Here is a 21,211-nt window from a genome sequence, read left to right as displayed (position 1 = left end):
CATTACCGCAACCATCGAGTGTGTAACCCAAACGGCGCGCACCCACGTACGCGAGAGAGCGCCGCTTGAGGCGCACAGAAAGGGAAAGTCCGGTGACCGATACGGGCTCAGCGGGTAGTGCCGGGCCCCCGGGCCATGCAGAGGACCGCAAGCCGCTCTCGGACGAGGCGAGGAGCGCGTTCGCACCGCCGCGAGGCGTGCCGGCGCCCGCCCACTCCCCCGAGGACGAACCGCACACCACCTCGGAGTTCGCGGTTCCGGAGGACGTCGTCCGGCCGGAGACCCCCCACGACCGGGAGAGCTCGGCCTTCAGCACCCCGAAGACCTACAGCGCACGCCACGCACCCCCCGCGTTCACGCCCCCGTCCGGTGTCCCCCTGATCCGGCTGACCAGAGAGGTGCCGTGGCAGGACCGGATGCGCGCGATGCTGCGGATGCCGGTCGCCGAGCGCCCCGCGCCGGACCGCCCCAGCAGACCGGTCGAGGACGAGGTCGGGCCCGCGGTGCCGCGTGTGCTGGACCTGACGCTGCGCATCGGGGAGCTGCTGCTGGCGGGCGGGGAGGGCGCGGAGGACGTGGAGGCGGCGATGTTCGCCGTCTGCCGCAGCTTCGGCCTGGACCGCTGTGAGCCGAACGTCACCTTCACCCTGCTGTCGATCTCGCACCAGCCGTCCCTGGTGGACGACCCGGTCACGGCGAGCCGGACGGTGCGCCGCCGCGGCACCGACTACACCCGGCTCTCCGCCGTCTTCCGGCTGGTCGACGACCTGAGCGACGCGGACACCCCGCTCTCCCTGGAGGAGGCGTACCGGCGCCTGGCGGAGATCCGCCGCAACCGCCATCCCTTTCCCCGCTGGGCGCTGACCGGGGCCAACGGCCTGCTCTCGGGCTCCGCGTCGCTCATGTTCGGGGGTGACCTGGTGGTCTTCGTGGCGGCCGCGGTGGGCGCCATGCTCGGCGACCGGCTCGCGTGGCTCTGCGCGGGGCGCGGGCTGCCGGAGTTCTACCAGTTCGCGATGGCGGCGATGCCGCCGCCGGCGCTCGGCGTCACCCTCACGCTGCTGCACGCGGACGTGAGCACCTCAGCGGTGATCACCGGTGGGCTCTTCGCGCTGCTGCCGGGACGGGCGCTGGTCTCCAGCGTGCAGGACGGTCTCACCGGCTACTACATCACGGCCTCGGCGCGGCTGCTGGAAGTCATGTACTTCTTCTTCGCCATCGTGGTCGGTGTGCTGCTGGTGCTGTACTTCGGCGTCCGGATGGGCGCCCAGCTCAACCCGGACCAGGCGCTGGGCGCGACGGACCGGCCGCTCTGCCAGATCTTCGGCGCCATGGGGGTGTCGCTGGCGTTCGCCGTGCTGCTCCAGCAGGAGCGGTCGACGGTGGTGATGGTGGTGCTGAACGGCGGCGTGGCGGGGCTCGTCTACGGTGCGATGGTCTACACCGGCCATCTCTCGCCGGTGGTCTCGACCGCCGTGGCCGCGGGTCTCGTGGGGCTGTTCGGGCAGCTCTTCTCGCGCTACCGGTTCGTGTCCGCGCTGCCGTACACCACGGCCGCGATCGGGCCGCTGCTACCGGGATCGCCGACGTACTTCGGTCTGCTGGGCTTCGCCGAGGACCATCCGGTCAAGGGCGTCGTCTCGCTCACCACGGCCGTGGCGCTCTCCATGGCCATCGCGATCGGCGTCAACCTGGGCTCCGAGATCTCCCGGATGCTCATCCGGGTGCCGGCGTCGGCGACCCGCCGCGGGGCCGCGAAGCGGACGCGCGGCTACTGAGCCACGCGGTACGGCTGTGTCCGGGGCCCCCGGTGCCCCGTCGGGGTTCCCCGCGCCTTCCGGGGCGCCGGACCTAGCGCTTGGCGTGCCGGCCGCGGGTGCCGGGGGCCGGGGCGGGCGGGCCGTACTGCGCGGGGCCGGGGGCGACGGGGCCCTCAGCCTCCGCGCGCCGGGCCTTTCCGCGGGCCCGCAGGAACTCGATGGCTATCGGCACGACCGAGATCAGCACGACGAGGACGAGCATCGCCTCGATGTTGTCCCGGACGAAGGCGTGCCTTCCGAGCCAGGCGCCCAGCAGGGTGACGCCGGCGCCCCACAGCACACCGCCGATGACGTTGAACACGAGGAACGGGCGGTAGCGCATGCCGCTGACGCCGGCGATGATCGGTGTGAAGGTACGCACGACGGGCACGAAGCGGGCCAGGACCAGGGACTTCGGGCCGTGCTTGGCGAAGAACTCGTGGGCCTTGGTGACGTTCTCCTGCTTGAAGAGGCGGGAGTCCGGGCGGTTGAAGAGCGCGGGGCCGACCTTCTTGCCGAACAGGTAGCCCGCCTGGTCGCCGAGGACGGCGGCCAGGGCGACCAGCGCGCAGGCCGCCCAGAGGGGGAAGCGCAGCTGGTCGGTGGTGATCAGCAGGCCGGTCGTGAAGAGCAGCGAGTCACCGGGCAGGAAGAAGCCGATGAGCAGGCCGGACTCGGCGAAGACGACGAGCAGCAGACCGTAGATCCCGAACTGGTTGATCAGGTGGTTGGGATCCATCCAGCTCGGTCCGAGCGCAAGCGTCATCACGGTTCCGGGCTCCTGTGAGGGTGATGGGGCGGGGGCGGTGCGCCGCTGCGTGCGGCGAGAGGTCATCGCTGCGTGCGCCGACAAAGTTATCAACGCCCGCCACCCCCGCCGGGTTCCACCGTCCTCATCCCGTCCGGGTGCGCGTACGCCCGGCGCGCACCGCGGGACACCGCGCATCCGCCCCGGCGGCGCGTGCGCCGGGGCGGGCCCCGCGCGCCCACTCCCTCCCGCCGTCCGCCGCGCCGGCCCGCGCCGTCCGCGGCGGGACGACCGGGCCCGGGGGCGGCCGGGCCCGGGGGCGGCCGGGCCCGGGGTTGCCGGGCCCGGGGGCGGCCGCGCTACTCCTGCTCCCCCGCACGGGCGGCGTTCGCCCTGATCGCGTCGCGCATGTACACCGCGAGCCCCGGCCTGATCCCCTCGTAGAAGGCGGTGAACCGCTCGTCGTCGACGTACATCTCACCGAGGCAGAGGTGCATCCGGTGCGGGCACGTGTAGTGGTTCGCCGTGATGAACAGGCGGTGCTCCTCGGCGGCGTCCATGGCCTCCGCCGAGTCGGCGGGCAGGCCCCGGTCGAGCAGGCCGGCGATCCGCCGGTGGACCGCGTCGAACTCGGTGTTGATCCGCTTCCAGTCCTCCTTGGTGTACGTGGCGGCCTTGCGCTGGGATTCCCGGTAGGCCTCGGTGCCGCCCCAGCGCTGCCGCACCTCGTCCGCGTACTGGTCGGGGTCGGAGTCGCCGAAGACCTCGAACTTCTCCTCGGGCGTGAGGTTGATGCCCATCTTCCGTGCCTCCATGGCCTGGGTGACGGCGGCGGCCATCTGCGTCAGCTGCTCGATCCGGTCGGTCAGCAGCTTGTGCTGGCGGCGCAGGTGGTCGTACGGGTCCGTGCCGGGGTCGTCGAGCAGTGCCGCGACCTCGTCGAGCGGGAAGCCGAGGTGCCGGTAGAAGAGGATCTGCTGCAGCCGGTCGAGGTCGGCGTCGTCGTAGCGCCGGTGGCCGGCGGCGCTGCGGCCGCCGGGGACCAGGAGCCCGATCTCGTCGTAGTGGTGCAGCGTCCGTACCGTGACCCCGGCGAACCCGGCGACCTCTCCGACGGAGTAACCGCCGGTCCCGTGCCGCCCTGTCTCGCTCATGGCCTCCGCCTTTCCGTTCTTTCTGTGCGTCCTTCTCTCCGGGCGCGGGGTCAAGGGTGGGGCCTCACGTGGCGTGAGGTTCAAGGGGATTCGCCGGTGGCCGTCTTCGTCGTCCGGTGGGGCCCGGTCGGGTATCCCGCGCGGTCCGTCTCGTTCCGCCCAGTTCCCCCGCGCCTCTTTCGGGGCGGCGGCCCACCACGAGTTCACCCGCGACTCGCGCCCACCCGGCCCCGCGCCCCGGGCAGACCGGGCGCGGCCCCGGCCCCCGGGGTGCCGCTCGGCGGGCGGGTGGGCGGAATCGTTCGTATTCTCGCGTGTAGAGAGGTCCGGCGGGCCGCCGCGCCGGGCGAGGAGGACCCGATGCCGCTGCACCGCGCACCCGGGCACCCCGAGGTGCACCGCCCCGTCCTGGTCAACCCGTTCCACGGGGAGGCCAACCCGGTCGGCGGCATGACCGAGGCGCCGCCCAAGCACCGCCTCCCGGACGGGCCGCTGCCGCCCATCACCGCCTACCGCCTGGTCCACGACGAGCTGATGCTCGACGGCAACTCCCGGCTGAACCTGGCCACCTTCGTCACCACCTGGATGGAGCCGCAGGCCGGCCAGCTGATGCAGGAGTGCCAGGACAAGAACATGATCGACAAGGACGAGTACCCCCGCACGGCGGAGCTGGAGCAGCGCTGTGTGGCCATGCTCGCCCGGCTGTGGAACGCGCCGGACCCGTCCGCGGCGGTGGGCTGCTCGACGACGGGGTCGAGCGAGGCCTGCATGCTCGCCGGGCTGGCGCTCAAGCGGAGGTGGGCGCAGCGCCGCGGCGGGGACGCGCGGGGCGCCCGGCCGAACCTGGTGATGGGCGTCAACGTGCAGGTCTGCTGGGAGAAGTTCTGCAATTTCTGGGAGGTGGAGGCGCGGCAGGTGCCCATGGAGGGCGACCGCTTCCACCTGGACCCGGCGGCCGCCGCCGAGCTGTGCGACGAGAACACCATCGGTGTGGTGGCCATCCTGGGGTCGACCTTCGACGGCTCCTACGAACCCGTCGAGGAGCTGTGCGCGGCCCTGGACGACCTCCAGGAGCGCACCGGACTCGATATCCCGGTGCACGTCGACGGGGCGTCGGGCGCCATGGTCGCGCCCTTCCTCGACCGGGAGCTGGTGTGGGACTTCCGACTGCCCCGGGTGGCGTCGATCAACACCTCGGGGCACAAGTACGGCCTGGTCTACCCGGGCGTGGGGTGGGCGCTGTGGCGGTCGGCCGGAGAACTGCCGGAGGACTTGGTCTTCCGGGTCAACTACCTGGGTGGCGAGATGCCCACGTTCGCGCTGAACTTCTCCCGGCCGGGCGCGCAGGTGGTGGGGCAGTACTACACCTTCCTGCGGCTGGGCTGGGAGGGCTACCGGCTGGTCCAGCAGTGCGCGCGGAGCGTGGCCGTCTCGCTCGCCGACCGGATCGAGGCGCTGGGCGACTTCCGGATGCTCACCCGCGGCGACCAGCTGCCGGTCTTCGCGTTCACGACCCGTCCGGAGGTGACGGCGTACGACGTCTTCGACGTCTCGCGGCGGCTGCGGGAGCAGGGCTGGCTGGTGCCGGCGTACACCTTCCCGCCGCACCGCGAGGACCTCTCGGTGCTGCGCATCGTGTGCCGCAACGGCTTCTCCACCGACCTCGCGGACCTCCTCATGGACAACCTGGAGTCGCTGCTGCCGCATCTGCGGGCCCAGCCGCACCCGCTGACCCACGACCGGGCGGCGGCGACCTCGTTCCACCACTGACCCGGTCCCCTGCCGCGGCCCGCGCCGCCCTCACCTCCGGCGCACGCCACCGGGGCGTGCCACCGGCGTCAGGCCGCCCGGCGTGCGCCCGGCGCCATCGCCGCTCCCCGGCGCCTCCGGCTCTGCGCCGTCCCCAGGCCTCGTCCTCGAACGTCGTCCTCGGGCATGCCTCAGGCATGGCCCTCAGGCCTCGTCCTCAGGCCCGTCCCCCGGGAGTCCCTGCCCCGTCGCGTACGGGTTCTCCTCGCCCTCGGCCAGCACGCCCACGAACGGTGCGCCCTCGCCGGCGAACGTGTAGGCGCCGGCCTCGATGCGGGCGATCAGGCCCCGGGTCCACTCGGCGCCGCCGTCCGCCGAGTGCACCCAGAAGTCCATGATCTCGCCGATGTGGCCCGGCTTCTCCGGTCTGTCCCCGGGGATGTGGTGCTCGGTGACGGCGGCACGCCAATTCTCGATGCGGCGGACCCGTTCCGCGAGGAGCGCCAGCGCCTCCCGCCGCTCCAGGCCGACCATGCAGCCGAGGGCGGCCGAGAGGGCGTCCGGGCGCTGGCCGCAGGCGGTCAGGGACTCGCGCAGCAGCGTGAAGTAGGCGTCGGTGCCCCGCTCGGTGACCTCGTACTCGGTTCGGGGCGGGCCGCCCGCGGTGGACGGGGCGTCCTCGTGGGCGTTCAGCAGTCCCTGCTTCGCCATCTGCTTGAGGGCGTGGTAGATCGAGCCGGGCTTGGCGTTGGACCACTCGTGGGCGCCCCAGTACTCCAGGTCGTTGAAGACCTGGTAGCCGTGCGCCCTGCCGTGCCGGCGGACCGCGGCGAGGACGAGCAGGCGGATCGCTGACATGGGCCAAGACCAGGCCGGGGCCTGCGCCGGCCCCGAGCGCGCTCCGGCCCCGAGCCCGCGCCGGCCCGGCCCCGAGCCCGGGCGCGCGCCTGCCCAGGTCCGCGCCGGCCCAGGCCCCGCCGGCCCGAGCCCGCGTTCAGCCCGCGTCCGGCCCTTCCCCGCGTTCCATGGCGACCAGTTCGAAGGACGTCCGCCCGTCCAGCGACTCCCGGATGACGTCGGCGTGGCCCGCGTGCCGTGCCGTCTCCTCGATCAGGTGCAGCACCAGCCAGCGCATCGAGACCTTGCCCTCCGTGGGGAACCAGGGCGCCTCGGGCAGCGGGAAGGTGTCGTCGAGGCTGGGCACGGAGCGGACGAACTCCTCGGTCTGCGCGGCGACGTCCGTCCAGAAGTCGAGCATGCCGGCCAGCGTCTCGCCCTCGACCAGCCGGAAGCTGTCGGCCCAGGTGTCCGGGGTCCGCACCACCTCGGGCGGCCGCTGCTGCGCCATCCGCAGCCAGTTCAGCTCCGTCTCCGCGACATGCTTGACCAGGCCCGAGAGGGACAGCTCGCTGGCGCTGGGGCGCCGCGCGGCCTGCTCCTCGGTCAGCCCGAGCACGGCGCGCCGGATGCCGCCGCGCTGCGCGTCCGCGAACGCCAGCAGCGCCGCGCGCTCGTCGCCGCGGGGCTCTGCGGGAACGTGAGTGACCATGGTGGACCGTCCTTCAGGGGTGTCGCCGTGTTCCGTCTGACACCCGGGACACTAGGAGCGCTTGCGGTCAGCTCCTGTCCGCGATGCCTGCGGCAAGATCCGCGATGCCCGCGGCAAGAAAGGCCGTGTACACGGTCGCGGGGTCAGAACGGAAACGCACTCCGCCCGTGCTGGACGGAGACCCACTTCTGGGTGGTGAACGCCTCCACCATCTGCTCACCGTTCAGCCGCCCGAGCCCCGAGTGCTGCTCGCCGCCGAAGGCCACCGCGGGCTCGTCCCGGACGGTGCCGTCGTTGACGTGGACCATGCCCGTGGCGATCCGCCGGGCGAAGTTCACGCCGCGCTCCACATCGGAGGTGTGCACGGCTCCGCTCAGCCCGTACGGGTTCTCGTTCACCAGCCGCACCGCCTCCTCCTCGTCGTCGAACGGGACGAGCAGCGCCACGGGCCCGAAGATCTCCTGCCGCATGACCGAGGAGTCGGCGGGCAGGCCGGTGAGCACGATGGGCTCGACGAGGTTGCCGCTGATCCTGCCGTTCAGCAGGACGGTGGCGCCCTCGGCGACGGCCTGGCCGACGACGGTGGCGACGGCGTCCGCCTGGGCGGAGTTGATGACCGGGCCGATCACGGTGTCCGGATCGCTCGGGTCGCCCGCCTTGAGGGCCCTGACCCTGGCGACGAACTTCTCCGTGAACTCCTTCTCGACCCCGCGGTCCACCAGGATGCGGTTCGCCGCCATGCAGACCTGGCCCTGGTGGACGTACCGGCTGTAGACGGCGGCGTCGACGGCGTAGCCCACGTCGGCGTCGTCCAGGACGGTGAGGGCGCTGGTGCCGCTGAGTTCGAGGATGGCCTGCTTGAAGTGGGCGGCGCAGACGGTGGCGACGTGCCGCCCGACGGTCTCGGTGCCGCTGAAGGAGATCACCTTGGGCACCGGATGGTCGATCATGGCGTCGCCGATCTCCGCGACGTCGGTGATCACGACGTTCAGCAGGCCGCCGGGCAGTCCCGCGGTCTCGAACACCTTCGCCACCAGCGCCCCGCCGGTGACCGGCGCCTCCTCGTGCGGCTTGAGCACCACGGCGTTGCCCAGCGAGAGCGCGGGCGCCACGGACTTGACGGCCAGCAGGAACGGGAAGTTGAACGGCGTGATGACGCCGACCACGCCGACCGGCACGCGGTAGACGCGGTTCTCCTTGCCGGCCGCCGGCGAGGGGATCAGCCGGCCCTCGGCGCGCAGCGGCAGGTGGATGGCCTCGCGGAGGAACTCCATGGCGAGGTGCACCTCGTAGGCGGCCTGCAGCCGGGTGCTGCCCAGCTCGGCGACGATGGCCGCGGTGATCTCGTCCTCGTGGTCCTCGATGGTGCGCAGCGCGCGCTCGAAGACCAGCCTGCGGGTGTACGGACTGGTGGCGGCCCACTCCTTCTGGGCGCGCTCGGCCGCACGGTAGGCGAGGTCGAGCTCGCCCGTGGTGGCGATGGTGATCGAGGCCAGTTTCTCGCCGTTGTAGGGATTGACGTCGATGTTGTCCCAGGAGCCGCTGCCGTCCCGCCACTCGCCGTCGATGTACTGCCGGGCCAAGTCGGTGAAGAAGGACATGTGATCCCCTTACTGCAGTGCATCCGTGCAGAGTGCAGGCTCCCGATGTCCGATCATCGTACGGGCGGTGCCACACAAGTTGGCTCTGGATGATCGGAGGTTCCGGCACTTTTGTATACACTTTGCCGGCGCAGGCGTGGGCGCCTCGGGGCGGCGACGTGCCGAGGCCGCGAGGGCGAAGTCCGCTGCCCGGAGTAGGGCTCAGACCTGTCGTTGGAGGTCTCTGAGCATGTCCCGGGTCTCGGCCGGGCCGGGGGCGGTCCGCTGCAACTCGATCATGGCGCGCTCGTACTGCTCGACGTCCTCGCGCTTGTCGAGGTAGAGGGCGCTGGTGAGCTGCTCCAGGTAGACGACGTCGGAGAGGTCGGACTCCGGGAAGCTGAGCATGGCGAAGGAGCCGGACTCACCGGCGTGCCCGCCGGTGCTGAAGGGCATCACCTGGAGGGTGATGTTGGGCCGCTCGGAGATCTCTATGAGGTGCTGGAGCTGTCCGCGCATCACCTCGGGGCCGCCGTAGGGGCGTCTGAGGGCGGCCTCGTCGAGGACGACGTGGAAGTCGGGGGCGTTCTCGGAGACGAGCAGCTTCTGCCGCTCCAGGCGCAGGGCGACCCGGCGCTCGATCTCGGCCTCCTGCACCTCCGGGTTGCCGCGCGAGACGACGGCGTGCACATAGGCCTCCGTCTGGAAGAGGCCGTGCACGAACTGCACCTCGTACAGCCGGATGAGGGACGCGGCGCCCTCCAGGCCGACGTAGGTCTGGAACCATCCGGGCAGCACGTCCGAATAACTGTGCCACCACCCCGCGACGTTGGCCTCCTTGACCAGCGAGAGCAGCGCCTCGCGCTCGGCCTCGTCGGCGACGCCGTAGAGCGTCAGCAGGTCCTCGACATCCCTCACCTTGAAGCTCACCCGACCCAACTCCATGCGGCTGATCTTCGATTCGGAGGCACGGATCGAGTAGCCGGCGGCTTCGCGGGTGATGCCGCCCGCCTCCCGCAGCCGCCTCAGGTGCGAGCCCAGCAGGATGCGCCGGACCACCGAGCCCCCGCCGGCGCCCGATGCCTGGGAGTAGCCCCAAGACTCTCCTGCGGTCACTTCGTCAGCCCTCCTACAACGTCTTCAAGGAGCGAAGTCTGCCACTAAAACGCTCCACCCCGTACTCATACGGTTACGGAAACAGGAAATCCACGAAAGAGCAGTACAAGAAGCGCCGAGAAGAAATGATGCCGAAGTGGCTCGGGTGGCTACATATCAGGCGCGTGCACGTGCATCTGCTCTTGCATCTACTGGGGGCATTCGGAACGATGGTCCGCGCACCACTACACCAACCGCGCACCGCCGCACCACCGCAGCACCGCAGTAGCGCTACGGCCGCTCATCACGGGAGTGCCTCGCATGGGGACGAAGAGATCGACCATGCTCGTCGATCCGTTAAGGCAGGGGCTTCCTCCTCTCGACCCCGCGTCCGCCTCCAGCGCAGCCTCCTGTGCGCTGCCCGCACGGTACGAAGCGGTGCGCGAGGCCCGGCAGTTCACCGCACGGACCCTCGGCCACTGGAAGCTGGCCGACCGCTCCGAGGACGTCCGTCTGGTCGTCTCCGAGCTTGTCACCAACGCCCTGCGGCACGCACTGCCTTCGGACACCCCGCGCGACCACGAGCCGCCCGTACGGCTGCACCTGATGCGCTGGGCCACGCGGCTCGTGTGCGCCGTGCGGGACCCTGGCGGGGAGAGTCCCCTCGCGGTCGAGCCGGACTGCGGGGAGCTGGCGGCGGAGTCGGGGCGGGGGCTGTTTCTCGTCGAGTCATTCAGCGACGGCTGGGGGTGGCATCCGCTCGCGGGCACGCTGTGCGGGAAGGTGGTCTGGGCGCAGTTTCTGCTGTGAGCCGGTCTGCGTGTCGGCACGCGGTCGCGTTCTCCTGTGAGCGCACGGTCACGGAAACGTGTCAGGGGCCCGCTATGAGGTGGTCGAACTCGCCGTCCTTGGCGCCGAGGAGCATGGCTTCTATCTCGGCGCGCGTATAGACAAGCGCCGGGCCGTCTGGGTCCCGGGAATTGCGTACGGCCACTTCTCCGCCCGGCAGCTTGGCGAACTCCACGCAGGACCCCTGGGAGTTGCTGTACCTGCTCTTCTGCCAGGCCACCCCGCAAAGCTCCGTGGCCGCCATGCCGTTGTACACGTGGTGCACAGGTCGCTCCCAGGTGGTGCAGTGGCCGAGTGGCCAATTAGGCGATTGATGCAGCGGTCAACTGCTTCGGATCATAGCCGCGTCCCCAAGCGTGTGCATGGGCATATGCAACCCGCAGATGCATGCGCAGATGCACGTGCACACGGGGTGTTCCGCCGATTACAGTCGACCGTTCCCTGACTAACGGTTCTCCGGTGCCCGTTCCCCCCTGGGGAGCGCAGTCCTGGCTTTGCTGAAACGGCCGCCCCAAGGGCCCCTTGGGCGGCTCCCCTTGGCGGACACGCATGCACCGATGGAAAGACGAATAAGGCACAGTTCTTGTTCCGTCGCCTTCGCACGGACGGTCATATGGCTCGATCCCGACCATGGAACTGGAGGGCTCCGCCGCGTACGGGGAAGAAATGCGGGGCACTTGTGCGTGTGCCGCCGGGCCCGGCGGGTGGGCTTGGCGGCTGGGCTCGGCGCGGCCCTCGGGCGGGCGGCGGCCCGGACACGGCCGAAACTGCTCCCTCGGGACGGTGGCGCCCCAGCGGTCCCCTCGTGGATGGGCGCTGACCGCCTGCCGCAACGGCGTGGACGGTACACCGCAACGCGGCGGAGCCGCACAGCGGCACAGCCCCGCGCCCCTGGCTGGTTGCCGTGGGACGCACGGTGAAGGTGGTCGGCCCGTGGCCGCCTATCCTGGCGGTCGTGAGCTGGCTCCGGGCGTTGAAGGAAACCGGACGCTCAGGGCTGACGATCGAACGCAAGCGGCTCGAACCGCTCGCCGCGGCCCGGGGCGCCGCGGGTCTGGCGATCGTGATCGCCTTCAGCCAGTGGGCGTTCGGCCCGGCGGTCGCCGCCGGCTCGGCCTTCGGCGCGTTCCAGGCGGCCATCGCGACCTTCCAGCGGAGCTGGCGGCCCCGCCCCGAGTTGGCGATAGCCTCCGGGACCAGCCTCGGCGTCTCCACCTTCCTCGGCTATCTCACCGGCGCCCACCACCTGCTGTTCCTCGCGCTGCTGGTGGTGTGGACGTTCCTCGCCGGGCTGAGCTGGGCCGCGGGGCCCACGGTGGGCTTCATCGCGTCCACCAACGTGGCCATCATGCTGGTGACGGTCACCCTGCCGACCTCCGTCGCCGGTGCCGCCGCGCACGGCGGCATGATGATCTTCGGTGGCCTGGTGCAGGCGGCGCTCGTGGTGCTCTTCCCCGTGCGCAGATGGGGCGCACACCGTGACGCCCTCGCCGACGCGCTGGCCGCCGAGGCGACGTACGCGCGGCGGCTGCGTGCGAATCCGGTGACGCCGTTCGACCCGCAGCCGCTGATGCAGGCCCGGGACGCGGCGGCCCTCACCCCGCGCCAGGCCCGCACCCGCCCCGCCGAACTGCACGGCGCACGGGGCCTCGCGGAACGCATACGCCCGGTCCTGGCCGCGCTGGCCGACCCCGCGGTGGGCGCCGCGGAGACGGGCCGGCAGCGGGAGAGGGTGCACGAACTGCTCGCCGCGGCCGCCGCGATCCTGGACGCCGTGGCCGAGGCCATCCGGTACGGCCGGCGGCCCCAGCTGCCCCCGAACGCGGTGGCCGCGTTCGCCACCCCCGACACGGCCATGATCCTCACCGGCCCGGCCCGCCGCGCGGCCGTCCGCCTCGGCAACCTGCTCCACGACATCGTGGCGGCGGCGGGCGGCGGGCGGGGCGGCAGCGGCCTGCCCCGCCGCGTCACCGCGCACATCGCGGAGGACTCCGACCGTTTTCCCGAAGAGGCCGTTCGCGTCCCGGAGGACCTCGCCCGCGTTCCCGAGGACACCGTTCGCGTCCCGCTGAACCCCTCCCCCGTTCCCGAAGACACCGCGCACGTCGCGGAGGACCCCGCCCGCGTTCCCGAGGACACCGCTCGCGTCCCGCAGAACCCCGCCCCCGTTCCGGAGGGCGCCGGCTCCGGCGAGGCCGGCCCGGGGACGGGCGGTGGGGACGGTACCGGCGGCGCGGTGTACGGAACGGACGGGGGTTCCCGCGCGCGTGGGCGGCCGGAGACCGGCGGGACGCTGCGGCGGCCGGGGCTGCTCCGGCTGGTGCCGGAGGCCGTGCGGGCGATGCGGCGCGAGGCACGGCTCGGGTCCCAGATCATGCGGCACGCCCTGCGGGTCACGGTGGTGGCAGCCGCGGGATACCTGCTCGGCACCGCGCTGCCGCTCGGCCACGGCTACTGGGCTCCCATGGCGGCCGTCATGGTGATGCGCCCCGACTTCTCGCAGACCTACTCACGGGCCTTCGCACGGTTCGCCGGCACCCTGGTGGGCGTCGCGCTCGCCACCGGCGTGGTGCGCCTCGCGGAACCCGGAGGGCCGCTCACGGGCGCGCTCGCCGTGCTCGCGGCCGGCCTGATGTACCTGCTGTTGCGCACCGGCCAGCTCGCGGCGCAGGCCTGCATCACCGCGTACGTCGTCTTCCTGCTGGGCATGGGCGGCGAGCAGTGGACGCAGGCCGTGCCGCAGCGGGTGCTGCTCACCCTGCTCGGCGGGGTGCTGGCGATGCTCGCCTACGCGGTCTACCCGGACTGGGAGACGCCCCGGCTGCGCGGCAGGCTGGCGGACTGGTTGAGCACGAACGGCCGGTATGCCGCGGAGGTCGTCGGCCAGTACGCGGACCCGGCCGGCGGCGACCGCACGCGGGTACGCACGGCGCTGCTGACCGCGCGGGACGCCCGGATCGCCTGGCGGGAGGCGAGGGCCCGGGCCAGGACGGAGCCGGTGCGGGCCCGCGGACTGTCCCGCGCGACGGCCGACGCGGCCGCCGCTGCCGTCGGTCAACTCGGCCGCGTCGCCATGCTCATGGAGGCCTATCTGCCGGCCCGCAGTGCCGCCCCGTGGCCCGCCGCGGAGCGCCTGGCCACGGCGCTGCGCGAGGCGGCCGAACGGGGCGCGAAGGCGGTGCGCGAGGGACGCGTGCCGGAGTGGGACGACGTACGCGCCGCCCTGGAGGCCGAGGAGAAGGCCGAGGGGGATGCCGAAGGGGATGCCGAGGGGGATGCCGAGGGGAAGGTGGAGGGAGAGGCCGAGGGGGCGACCGGGGACGACCCCGGGCAGGAGGCCCGGGACGACCGGCCGCTGGACGGCGTCGTACTGCGTAGCGGCCGGCTGCTGCTCGCCGCGCTGGAGGAGTTGTCGGAGGCGCTGCGCGCCGGAGCGGGGCGGAAAGAGTCTCCCTAGGAGGTCCCTTCCGGAGACGCGGAGACGCTTCCTGGGAGGAGGGCTCCTTCCCAGGCCCCTGGGAGAACGGCACTTTCCTGGAGGGGGCCCTGAGGAGGGCTCTCTGGATGCCGGGCCCGTGGGAGGTGCCTCTTATGCCGGGCCCCTCCGGGAGGTGGCTCTTGAAAAGGGCCTCCCCAGGGCCCTGGAAGGTAGGACGGCCTCCTGGGAGGTCGTCCTCGTTCCGGAGGGTGGAGGCCCTGCTGGAGCCGCGCGGGCGGGCGCAGGTACTCGTCCGTCAGGGAGCCAGGCTTGCCGTCGGCAGGCCCCCGGGGAGCTTGCCGTCCTTGGACCGGGTGTACGTCTCGTCGCCGAAGCCCTCCCACTTGACCTTGAGGGTGGTGCCGCTGACCGAGTCGACCATGCCGTGGCTGCGGTCGTCGCTGCCGTCCGTGCACTTCAGGGCGATCATCCTCATGCCCGCTTGGTCCCCGGCGGTCCCGGTGCAGGTGTTGCCGCCGGAGTCGAAGAGCCCGGCCTGCTTGCCGGTGATGACCAGCGCCACTGTCCTGCCCTTGCTCGTGGTGAGCCAGCTTCCCTCCAGGCCGCCGCCGCTCGCGGCCCCGGAGCCGCCGGCGCTCCCGGACGCCGCCGCGGACGGCGAGGCGGCGGGGGTGGTCGGGGCGGTCGCGGAGTCGCCGCCCGTGCCGCCGGCCTTGGCGCCGTCGTCGCTCTGGTCGTCGCCGCTGCCGCACCCGGTCAGTACGAGCGCTGCCGCGAGCCCGCCGATGACGGCCGCGGTCCTGACCCGGGTGAAGTGAGAAGCCGACGTCACTGGTGACCCCCTGCTGGCGCTGGTGGTGGTGTGCTCCGTGCGGACCGCCGGTGCACCCCGCGGTCCGCAGCAAGCTACCAGGGGGCGGTCCGCACGGCGTGCGGACGACGGTGAAGGTGCGGTGAGACCGGCGGCACGTGAACCGGGTCCTCCGGCACGGAGCAGAGGTGACGCCGCTTCGGGGCTCTACCGGATGTCGCATCCGGTCCGGTCCCCCGGACCCGCTGATCACCGGCCTTCGGTGACCGTACTCGACCCCGGGCCCGCCGGAGCCCGGCCTCCGGGCCCGCCGGGGCCCGGCCTCCGTGCTCGCCCGGGGCCCGGCCTCCGTGCCCGGCCACCGTACCGTGCCCGCCCCACACCACCTGCGGACAGCGGCGGGCGGGTGCGGGGGATTGTCAGTGGGGGCTGCCAGAATCGCTCGCATGACCGAACGGTGGGCGGTGGCGCCGGTCGAGGGCGGTGGGGCCGAGCTCGTCGCGCTCGGCCCCGGCGGGCTGCCCGCGGGCCCGGTGAGCGCGGAGCCGGACCTCGCCGCGGCCGTCCGCTCCCGCGGCGAGGTGGCCCGCTGGGTGTGGCGGTCGACGGCCGAGGTGCACCCGAGGCTGCTCGCCGCGGGCGTGCGCGTGCCGCGGTGCTACGACGTGGAGGCCGCCGAGACCCTCCTGCTGGGCCACGAGGGGCGGTACGGGGAGCCGCGTTCCGCCGCGGCCGCCTGGGCGCGGCTGCGCGGTGGGCCGGTGCCCCCGGACCCTCCCCCGCGCACCGCCGCGCCCGGCGCGCAGTCGTCCCTCTTCGAGCCGGAGCCCGTCCCCGTTCCGCTCACGGCGCTGCTGGAGGTGTACCAGGAGCAGCAGCGCCGCCACGCGCGGGCAGCGCACCCCGAGCGCATGCATCTGCTGACGGCGGCGGAGTCCGCGGGGATGCTGGTGGCGGCGGAGATGCACGCGGCGGGGCTGCCCTGGCGCGCGGACGTGCACCGTGCGGTGCTGGACGAGCTGCTGGGCGAGCGCTACGCGGGCGGTGGCGAGCCGCGGCGGCTCGCGGACCTCGCGGCACAGGTGTCGGAGGCGTTCGGGCACCGGGTCAGGCCCGACCTGCCCGCGGAGGTGGTGAGGGCGTTCGCGCGGGCCGGCATCAAGGTGCGCTCGACGCGCCGCTGGGAGCTGGAGGCGGTGGACCACCCTGCGGTCCGGCCGCTGCTCGAGTACAAGAAGCTGTACCGGATCTGGGTGGCGCACGGCTGGTCCTGGTTGCAGGACTGGGTGCGCGACGGCCGCTTCCGCCCCGAGTACCTGCCCGGCGGCACGGTCTCCGGCCGCTGGGTCACCAATGGCGGCGGTGCGTTGCAGATCCCGAAGGTGATACGGCGCGCGGTGATCGCCGACCCCGGCTGGCGGCTGGTGGTGGCCGACGCCGACCAGTTGGAGCCGCGGGTGCTGGCGGCGATCTCCCGCGACCCGGGCCTGATGGAGGTCGCGAGCCGGCCCGCGGACCTCTACCAGTCGGTGTCGGACCGCGCCTTCGCCGGTGACCGCGGCAGGGCGAAGCTCGCGGTGCTCGGCGCCATATACGGCCAGACGTCCGGCGACGGCCTCAAGAACCTCGCGGCCCTGCGCCGCCGCTTCCCCACCGCCGTGGCCTACGTCGACGAGGCGGCCCGCGCGGGCGAGGAGGGACGCCTCGTGCGCACCTGGCTGGGCCGCACCTGCCCGCCCGTGACGGTGCCCGGCGCGGACGGCGAGGCGGCGGGGCTCGACGAGGCGGGGATCCCCCAGGACGACGGCGGCGAACTCGGCCCGGCGGCCGGCTGGGCGGCGGGGCTGTCCGGTGCGGCGGGGCTGTCCGGTGCGGACGGCGAGGGGGAGCCGGGGGGCGGCGGTGGTCGGGCGGGCCGTGGTTCCGGCACCGGTGCGGCCGGTGCCGCCGCGCGGGCCCGGGGTCGCTTCACCCGGAACTTCGTCGTCCAGGGCAGCGCCGCCGACTGGGCCCTGCTGATGCTCGCCGCGCTGCGCAGCCGCTGTGCCGGGCTCGCCGCCGAGATCGTCTTCTTCCAGCACGACGAGGTCATCGTGCACTGTCCGGCGGGGGAGGCGGAGCGGGTGTCGGCCGCCATTCAGGAGGCGGCCGACGAGGCGGGGCGGCTCGCGTTCGGGGAGATCCCGGTGCGGTTCGTGTTCACCACGGCGGTGGTGGAGTGCTATGCGGATGCGAAGTAGGGGGCGGGGGCGTCGTTGGGCCGGGGGCGATCCGGCGGGGTCGTCATGGTCTTTCGCGCAGTTCCCCGCGCCCCTGGGGGCCGGTTGGGGGTGGGGGTCGGAGGCGACTCGGGCTGCCCCTTCGGGGCGGTGGTTGTCTGGCGGGATCGTTGTGGCTTGTCGCGCAGTTCCCCGCGCCCCTTAGGGGTGAGCGTGGGGCGGTGGGTGGGGGCGAGTCGGGCTGCCCCCTCAGGGCGGTGGGCAGCTGGCGGGATGGTTGTGGCCTGTCGCGCAGTTCCCCGCGCCCCTTGGGGGTGAGCGTGGGGCGGTGGGTGCTGGTTGGCTTACTCGTGGGGGATCAGGGCCCTTGTCACGATGCGTGTTGCTGCGGCGATGGTGGGCTGGCCGGCGGTGGAGTCGGGGTCCTCGGGGGCGGTGTAGACCGTGAGGATCAGCGGCGCGTGGTGGGGTGGGCGGATCACCGCGATGTCGTTGGCCTCCGCGTGGTTGCCGCTGCCCGTCTTGTCCCCGACCCGCCAGCCGTCGGGAACCCCGGCCCTGATGGCCTTGCCGCCGGTGGTGTTGGCGTCGAGCCAGGCGACGAGCTGGTCGCGGCCGTCCGGTTCGAGGGCCTGACCCAGGGCGAGGGCGCGCAGGTCCGCGCCCATGTGTGCGGGGGTGGTGGTGTCCAGCACGCCGTCTGCCTCGTTGACCTCCGGCTCGCCGTGGTCGAGACGGGTCACGTGGTCGCCGAGGCTCCGTGCGAAGCGGGTCACCGCCGGCGGGCCACCCACCATCCTCAGCAGCAGGTTCGCCGCGGTGTTGTCGCTCACGGTGATCGCGGCCCGGCAGAGCGCCGAGACCGTCATGCCGTCGTCGACATGCCGGGAGGTGACGGGCGAGTGGTCGATCACCTGGGAACGCCGGTAGTGGATCACCTTCTTCAGCAGGTCCGGCTGATCCTGGCGGGCTCGCAGGACCGCCGACGCGACGAGCACCTTGAACGTCGAGCACATCAGGAAGCGCTCGCCGGCGCGGTGCCGCACCACTGTGCCGGTGCCCGTGTCCAGGCCGTACACGCCGAGCCGTCCCCGGAAGCGCCGCTCCAGCGCCGCGAGTTCGGCCTCCGCCCGCCCGATCGCGGACCGCGAGGGGGACTGTGCGGTCGTGGCCGACGCCGACGCCGAGGCCGAGGCCGGAGCCGGCGACCGGTCCGCGCCGCATCCGAGGAGCGCGGCTCCGGCGGCCGCCAGGCCTCCGCCCAGCACGGCACGGCGCGACCAGCGGCCACGCGCCGGCGGGCGCACCACCGGGACTCCGGTCGCCCACGGCGCCTCGATCGGGGGCGCTTCGGTGGGCGGTGCCGGGATGACGCGGTCGTCGGGGGTCATGATGCGGCTGCTCCTTGGGTCGGTCGCGCGCTCTCGGGTCGGTCGCGCGAGTGAGTCGCGGCCTGGTGACAGGCGGACGCGAGTCGGTGGGCCGGTGCGAGGCGAGTCGGTGGGCCGGTGCGAGGCGAGTCGGTGGGCCGGTGCGAGGCGAGTCGGTGGGCCGGTGCGAGGCGAGGCCCGTGTCAGGCGGGGACGAGGGCGTGTACGGCGGCACGGGGGCGGCCGGGGAAGCGGTGTCCCGAGGGCCGGTGTCCGGAGAGCCGGTGTCCGGAGAGCCGGTGTCCGGAGAACAGGTGTCCCGTGCACCGGCGGCGCGATCGGCGGCCTGGGGATCGTCGCCTTGCGAGCCGGGCGTGGACGAGGCCGCCGGTCCCGCCTATGTGCCCCACTCCCGGGCCCCCGCGCCGGGGGCGCCTGGGCCGGGGTGCCGAGTCCCACGGCGCCCCGGCCCAGGGCGTTCAGGCCCACGGCACCGCCGTCCCCGGCGAGCAGCGGTCTGCGTCGTCCTGTGGTCATGGCGACAGTGCAGCAACACCACATCGATAGCGCAAATATGAATGAAAGCGGTCTACGATACGTGAACGCATATGGACCCTGGTCGAGCGCTGGTATCGGTGACCGATGGACTTGCTGCGGTATCTGAACTTCTTCGTCACCATCGCCGAGGAACGGCACTTCGGCCGGGCCGCGCGCCGGTTGGGCATGGCGCAGCCGCCGCTGTCCCAGGGGCTCCGGCGGCTCGAGGACCACCTGGGGGTCACACTGCTCGACCGGGGGCCGCGCGGGGTGGCGCTGACCGCCGCGGGGCGTGACCTGCTGCCGCGTTCCAGGTCCCTGCTGGAGGACGCCGCCGCGTTGCACCGGGCCGCGGGACGGCACGCCGAGGCGGCGAGAACCCTGCGGGTCGGGATCGTGCCGGAGCTCGGCCCGCGCGCCGCCGCCCGGCTGGCGGCCCGTGTCGCCCGGCGCACCGGTCGGCGTACGTCGCTGACCACCGGGCCCACCGTCTCGCTGGTCGACGCGGTCTCGGCCGGGACGCTGGACGTCGCCGTGGCCGGGCACCCGTCCGTCATCGAGGCCGCCCGGGCCGGCCCGGTCGTCGCGCTGCCGACCGTGGTGCTCGTGCCGGGCACCCATCCCGCCGCGCGCACCGCGGGCCCCGTCCCGTTGCGGGCGCTGCGCGACCTGGAGCTGGCGACCACGCCGCGCGCTCACGCCCCCGCCGCACACGACCTGCTGCTCGACACCCTGGAGAGCCGCGGGCACCCGCCGCGGCCGGTCGAGGTCGAGGGTCCGACGGCCGCGCTCGCCCTGGTCGCCACGGGCGCCGCGTTCGCCCTGACCCCCGACCCCGGTCTTGGCGGCGCCGATGTGCGGCGGCTGCCGCTCGCCGGGGAGCCGGTGCCGTTCCGGGTGCGGATCGTGTACGGGGAGCCGACGCCGGCCGAGGTCGTCGACGAACTCGCCACCACCCTGCGCGCCCTCGCCGCGGAGACCGGACCGGAGCCCGGCCGGGAGACCGCCCCTTCGGCGGCCGAAGGGGGACCCCTCGTCGAGGAGGCCGGGCCGGGATGAGGATCACCGACGCCGAGAGCGCCGTGCGCGAGGTTTTCCGCGACGCCGGTGTGCGCGGCTGGCTGCACGCCCGGCCCGTCGGAGGCGACGGCCCCCGCTCCGCCGGCCGGGAGGTGTGCGTCGGAGCGGACGTGCCGGTGGTGATGGGCTCGGTGTACAAGGTCGTCGTCCTGGTGGCGTTCTGCCGTGCGGTGGACGCCGGCGAACTGGACCCGCGGCAGCCGGTCACCGTCCACCCCGACCGCCGCACCCCGGGGCCGACCGGCGTGTCCGCACTGGCCGACCCCGTCACCATGTCCTGGCGCGACCTCACCACCTCGATGGTCACCGCGTCCGACAACGCGGCGGCCGACGCCGTCCTGGACCGCCTCGGCCGGGCCCGCGTGGACGCCGTGCTGAGGGATCTCGGCCTGCCCGGCACGCACGTGCGCGGCGGCACCGCGGACGCGCACCGCAGCATGCTCACCGACACCGGCACGGACGACGTGGCGGCCGCGTTCTCGGTCCTCGCCGACAACGACGTGCCCGTGGCCGTGCGCGAGCTCAACCCCGCCTTCGGCTCAGCCACCACACCGAGGGACATGACCCGGCTGCTCACGCTGCTCTGGCAGGGCGAAGCGGCCTCCCCCGAGCAGACCCGCTTCGCGCGCCGCCTGCTCACCGGGCAGATCTGGCCGCACCGGCTGCGGTCCGGCTTCCCCGACGCGGCCACCGTCGCGGGCAAGACCGGGACCGTCGGCGCCGTCCGCAACGAGATCGGCGTCGTCACCTACCCCGGTGAGCACCCCGTGGCCGTCGCCGTCTTCACGCACGCCGCACGCACCGACATCACCGTCCCGCGCGCCGACGCCGCCATCGGGGCCGCGGCCCGGCACGCCGTGAACGCCCTGCGCGCGCCGGCGCTCGGCGACTGAGCACGCACGCGCACACCTGCGGGGGGGCGCCGGGGAAACCTCCCGGGCCCCCGGCTCCGGCCCGGCTCTGTCTCCGGCTGCGGCTGCTGCTGCGGCTGCGGCTCCGGCTGCGGCTGCGGCTGCGGGCCGAGGGCTGGGCAGGGACCGGAAGCCGGCGCGAACCGGGACCGCAAGCCGGCGCGAACTGGGTCCGCAAGCCGGCGCGAACTGGGTCCGGAGTCGGCGCGAACTGGGTCCGGAGCCCGGCGGGAACTGGGTCCGGAGGCCGGAGGCCGGGCCGGGGCCGGGGGACGGGGGACGGCCGGGTGTCTACGGAAGGCAGGGTGCCGACGGACCAGC

At 73.5% G+C, this 21,211-nt stretch carries 16 protein-coding genes; 7 read left to right on the top strand and 9 right to left on the bottom strand.

What is annotated here, in order from left to right; genetic code table 11:
- Positions 1–92 precede the first annotated feature (92 nt).
- On the top strand, positions 93–1,778 hold the full coding sequence (locus ACSMXW_RS20370; protein WP_485798144.1) for a threonine/serine exporter family protein: 1,686 nt from the start codon (positions 93–95) through the stop codon (positions 1,776–1,778).
- 73 nt (positions 1,779–1,851) lie between these two features.
- On the opposite strand, the gene ACSMXW_RS20365 is transcribed toward ACSMXW_RS20370, so the two are convergent.
- Both ACSMXW_RS20365 and ACSMXW_RS20360 read right to left on the bottom strand, forming a co-directional pair.
- On the bottom strand, positions 1,852–2,565 hold the full coding sequence (locus ACSMXW_RS20365) for a DedA family protein (protein WP_485798143.1): 714 nt from the start codon (positions 2,563–2,565) through the stop codon (positions 1,852–1,854).
- Positions 2,566–2,906: 341 nt separating this feature from the next.
- Complete coding sequence (locus ACSMXW_RS20360; RefSeq protein WP_485798142.1) at positions 2,907–3,701, bottom strand: MerR family transcriptional regulator; 795 nt, start codon at positions 3,699–3,701, stop codon at positions 2,907–2,909.
- Between the two features lie 360 nt (positions 3,702–4,061).
- Between ACSMXW_RS20360 and gad the strand changes: the two genes are divergently transcribed.
- Positions 4,062–5,471 carry a glutamate decarboxylase gene (gene gad, locus ACSMXW_RS20355; protein WP_485798141.1) on the top strand — a complete coding sequence of 470 codons (1,410 nt, stop codon included), beginning with the start codon at positions 4,062–4,064 and terminating at the stop codon, positions 5,469–5,471.
- Positions 5,472–5,654: 183 nt separating this feature from the next.
- Here gad and ACSMXW_RS20350 read toward each other — a convergent pair whose 3' ends face one another.
- From ACSMXW_RS20350 to ACSMXW_RS20335, 4 genes are all read right to left on the bottom strand, one after another.
- Positions 5,655–6,308 (bottom strand): PadR family transcriptional regulator, encoded by a 654-nt coding sequence (locus tag ACSMXW_RS20350; RefSeq protein ID WP_485798140.1) that lies wholly within the window; start codon positions 6,306–6,308, stop codon positions 5,655–5,657.
- A 136-nt stretch (positions 6,309–6,444) separates the two neighbouring features.
- Complete coding sequence (locus ACSMXW_RS20345; protein WP_485798139.1) at positions 6,445–6,999, bottom strand: DinB family protein; 555 nt, start codon at positions 6,997–6,999, stop codon at positions 6,445–6,447.
- 143 nt (positions 7,000–7,142) lie between these two features.
- On the bottom strand, positions 7,143–8,600 hold the full coding sequence (locus ACSMXW_RS20340) for an aldehyde dehydrogenase family protein (protein WP_485798138.1): 1,458 nt from the start codon (positions 8,598–8,600) through the stop codon (positions 7,143–7,145).
- A 201-nt stretch (positions 8,601–8,801) separates the two neighbouring features.
- The gene (locus ACSMXW_RS20335) at positions 8,802–9,695 is read right to left on the bottom strand and encodes a helix-turn-helix domain-containing protein (protein ID WP_485798137.1); all 894 of its coding nucleotides are present in this window, start codon (positions 9,693–9,695) and stop codon (positions 8,802–8,804) included.
- A 300-nt stretch (positions 9,696–9,995) separates the two neighbouring features.
- Here ACSMXW_RS20335 and ACSMXW_RS20330 point away from each other — a divergent pair, with 300 nt between their 5' ends.
- On the top strand, positions 9,996–10,484 hold the full coding sequence (locus tag ACSMXW_RS20330; protein WP_485798136.1) for an ATP-binding protein: 489 nt from the start codon (positions 9,996–9,998) through the stop codon (positions 10,482–10,484).
- 61 nt (positions 10,485–10,545) lie between these two features.
- Here ACSMXW_RS20330 and ACSMXW_RS20325 read toward each other — a convergent pair whose 3' ends face one another.
- Positions 10,546–10,788: a DUF397 domain-containing protein gene (locus ACSMXW_RS20325; RefSeq protein WP_485798135.1), complete on the bottom strand. Its 243-nt coding sequence runs from the start codon at positions 10,786–10,788 to the stop codon at positions 10,546–10,548.
- 690 nt (positions 10,789–11,478) lie between these two features.
- Here ACSMXW_RS20325 and ACSMXW_RS20320 point away from each other — a divergent pair.
- On the top strand, positions 11,479–13,980 hold the full coding sequence (locus ACSMXW_RS20320; protein ID WP_485798134.1) for an FUSC family protein: 2,502 nt from the start codon (positions 11,479–11,481) through the stop codon (positions 13,978–13,980).
- A gap of 277 nt (positions 13,981–14,257) precedes the next feature.
- Here the strand turns inward: ACSMXW_RS20320 and ACSMXW_RS20315 are convergent, their stop codons facing one another.
- On the bottom strand, positions 14,258–14,794 hold the full coding sequence (locus tag ACSMXW_RS20315) for a hypothetical protein (protein ID WP_485798133.1): 537 nt from the start codon (positions 14,792–14,794) through the stop codon (positions 14,258–14,260).
- A 425-nt stretch (positions 14,795–15,219) separates the two neighbouring features.
- On the opposite strand from ACSMXW_RS20315, the gene ACSMXW_RS20310 reads away from it, so the two are divergent.
- Entirely contained in the window at positions 15,220–17,013 is a 1,794-nt protein-coding gene (locus ACSMXW_RS20310; RefSeq protein ID WP_485798132.1) for a bifunctional 3'-5' exonuclease/DNA polymerase, read from the top strand.
- 323 nt (positions 17,014–17,336) lie between these two features.
- Here the strand turns inward: ACSMXW_RS20310 and bla are convergent, their stop codons facing one another.
- Positions 17,337–18,383: a class A beta-lactamase gene (gene bla / locus ACSMXW_RS20305; RefSeq protein ID WP_485798131.1), complete on the bottom strand. Its 1,047-nt coding sequence runs from the start codon at positions 18,381–18,383 to the stop codon at positions 17,337–17,339.
- A gap of 621 nt (positions 18,384–19,004) precedes the next feature.
- Between bla and ACSMXW_RS20300 the strand changes: the two genes are divergently transcribed.
- Both ACSMXW_RS20300 and ACSMXW_RS20295 read left to right on the top strand, forming a co-directional pair.
- A complete protein-coding gene (locus ACSMXW_RS20300) occupies positions 19,005–19,958 on the top strand; it encodes a LysR family transcriptional regulator (protein ID WP_485798130.1) in 954 nt (317 codons plus the stop codon).
- On the top strand, positions 19,955–20,872 hold the full coding sequence (locus tag ACSMXW_RS20295) for a serine hydrolase (RefSeq protein ID WP_485798129.1): 918 nt from the start codon (positions 19,955–19,957) through the stop codon (positions 20,870–20,872). The genes ACSMXW_RS20300 and ACSMXW_RS20295 overlap by 4 nt, the downstream gene beginning before the upstream one ends.
- The last annotated feature ends 339 nt before the right edge of the window (positions 20,873–21,211 follow it).

The sequence above is a fragment of the Streptomyces sp. DSM 116793 genome (assembly GCF_057320905.1).
Note: the sequence above shows the minus strand (reverse complement) of the source record. Positions and strands in the feature narration are given on the sequence as shown.

Coding starts and splice junctions, on each gene's coding strand:
- ACSMXW_RS20365 (WP_485798143.1), bottom strand. CDS start 2,565: ATGACGCTTGCGCTCGGACCGAGCTGGATGGATCCCAACCACCTGATC.
- ACSMXW_RS20360 (WP_485798142.1), bottom strand. CDS start 3,701: ATGAGCGAGACAGGGCGGCACGGGACCGGCGGTTACTCCGTCGGAGAG.
- gad (WP_485798141.1), top strand. CDS start 4,062: ATGCCGCTGCACCGCGCACCCGGGCACCCCGAGGTGCACCGCCCCGTC.
- ACSMXW_RS20350 (WP_485798140.1), bottom strand. CDS start 6,308: ATGTCAGCGATCCGCCTGCTCGTCCTCGCCGCGGTCCGCCGGCACGGC.
- ACSMXW_RS20345 (WP_485798139.1), bottom strand. CDS start 6,999: ATGGTCACTCACGTTCCCGCAGAGCCCCGCGGCGACGAGCGCGCGGCG.
- ACSMXW_RS20340 (WP_485798138.1), bottom strand. CDS start 8,600: ATGTCCTTCTTCACCGACTTGGCCCGGCAGTACATCGACGGCGAGTGG.
- ACSMXW_RS20330 (WP_485798136.1), top strand. CDS start 9,996: ATGGGGACGAAGAGATCGACCATGCTCGTCGATCCGTTAAGGCAGGGG.
- ACSMXW_RS20310 (WP_485798132.1), top strand. CDS start 15,220: ATGACCGAACGGTGGGCGGTGGCGCCGGTCGAGGGCGGTGGGGCCGAG.
- bla (WP_485798131.1), bottom strand. CDS start 18,383: ATGACCCCCGACGACCGCGTCATCCCGGCACCGCCCACCGAAGCGCCC.
- ACSMXW_RS20300 (WP_485798130.1), top strand. CDS start 19,005: ATGGACTTGCTGCGGTATCTGAACTTCTTCGTCACCATCGCCGAGGAA.
- ACSMXW_RS20295 (WP_485798129.1), top strand. CDS start 19,955: ATGAGGATCACCGACGCCGAGAGCGCCGTGCGCGAGGTTTTCCGCGAC.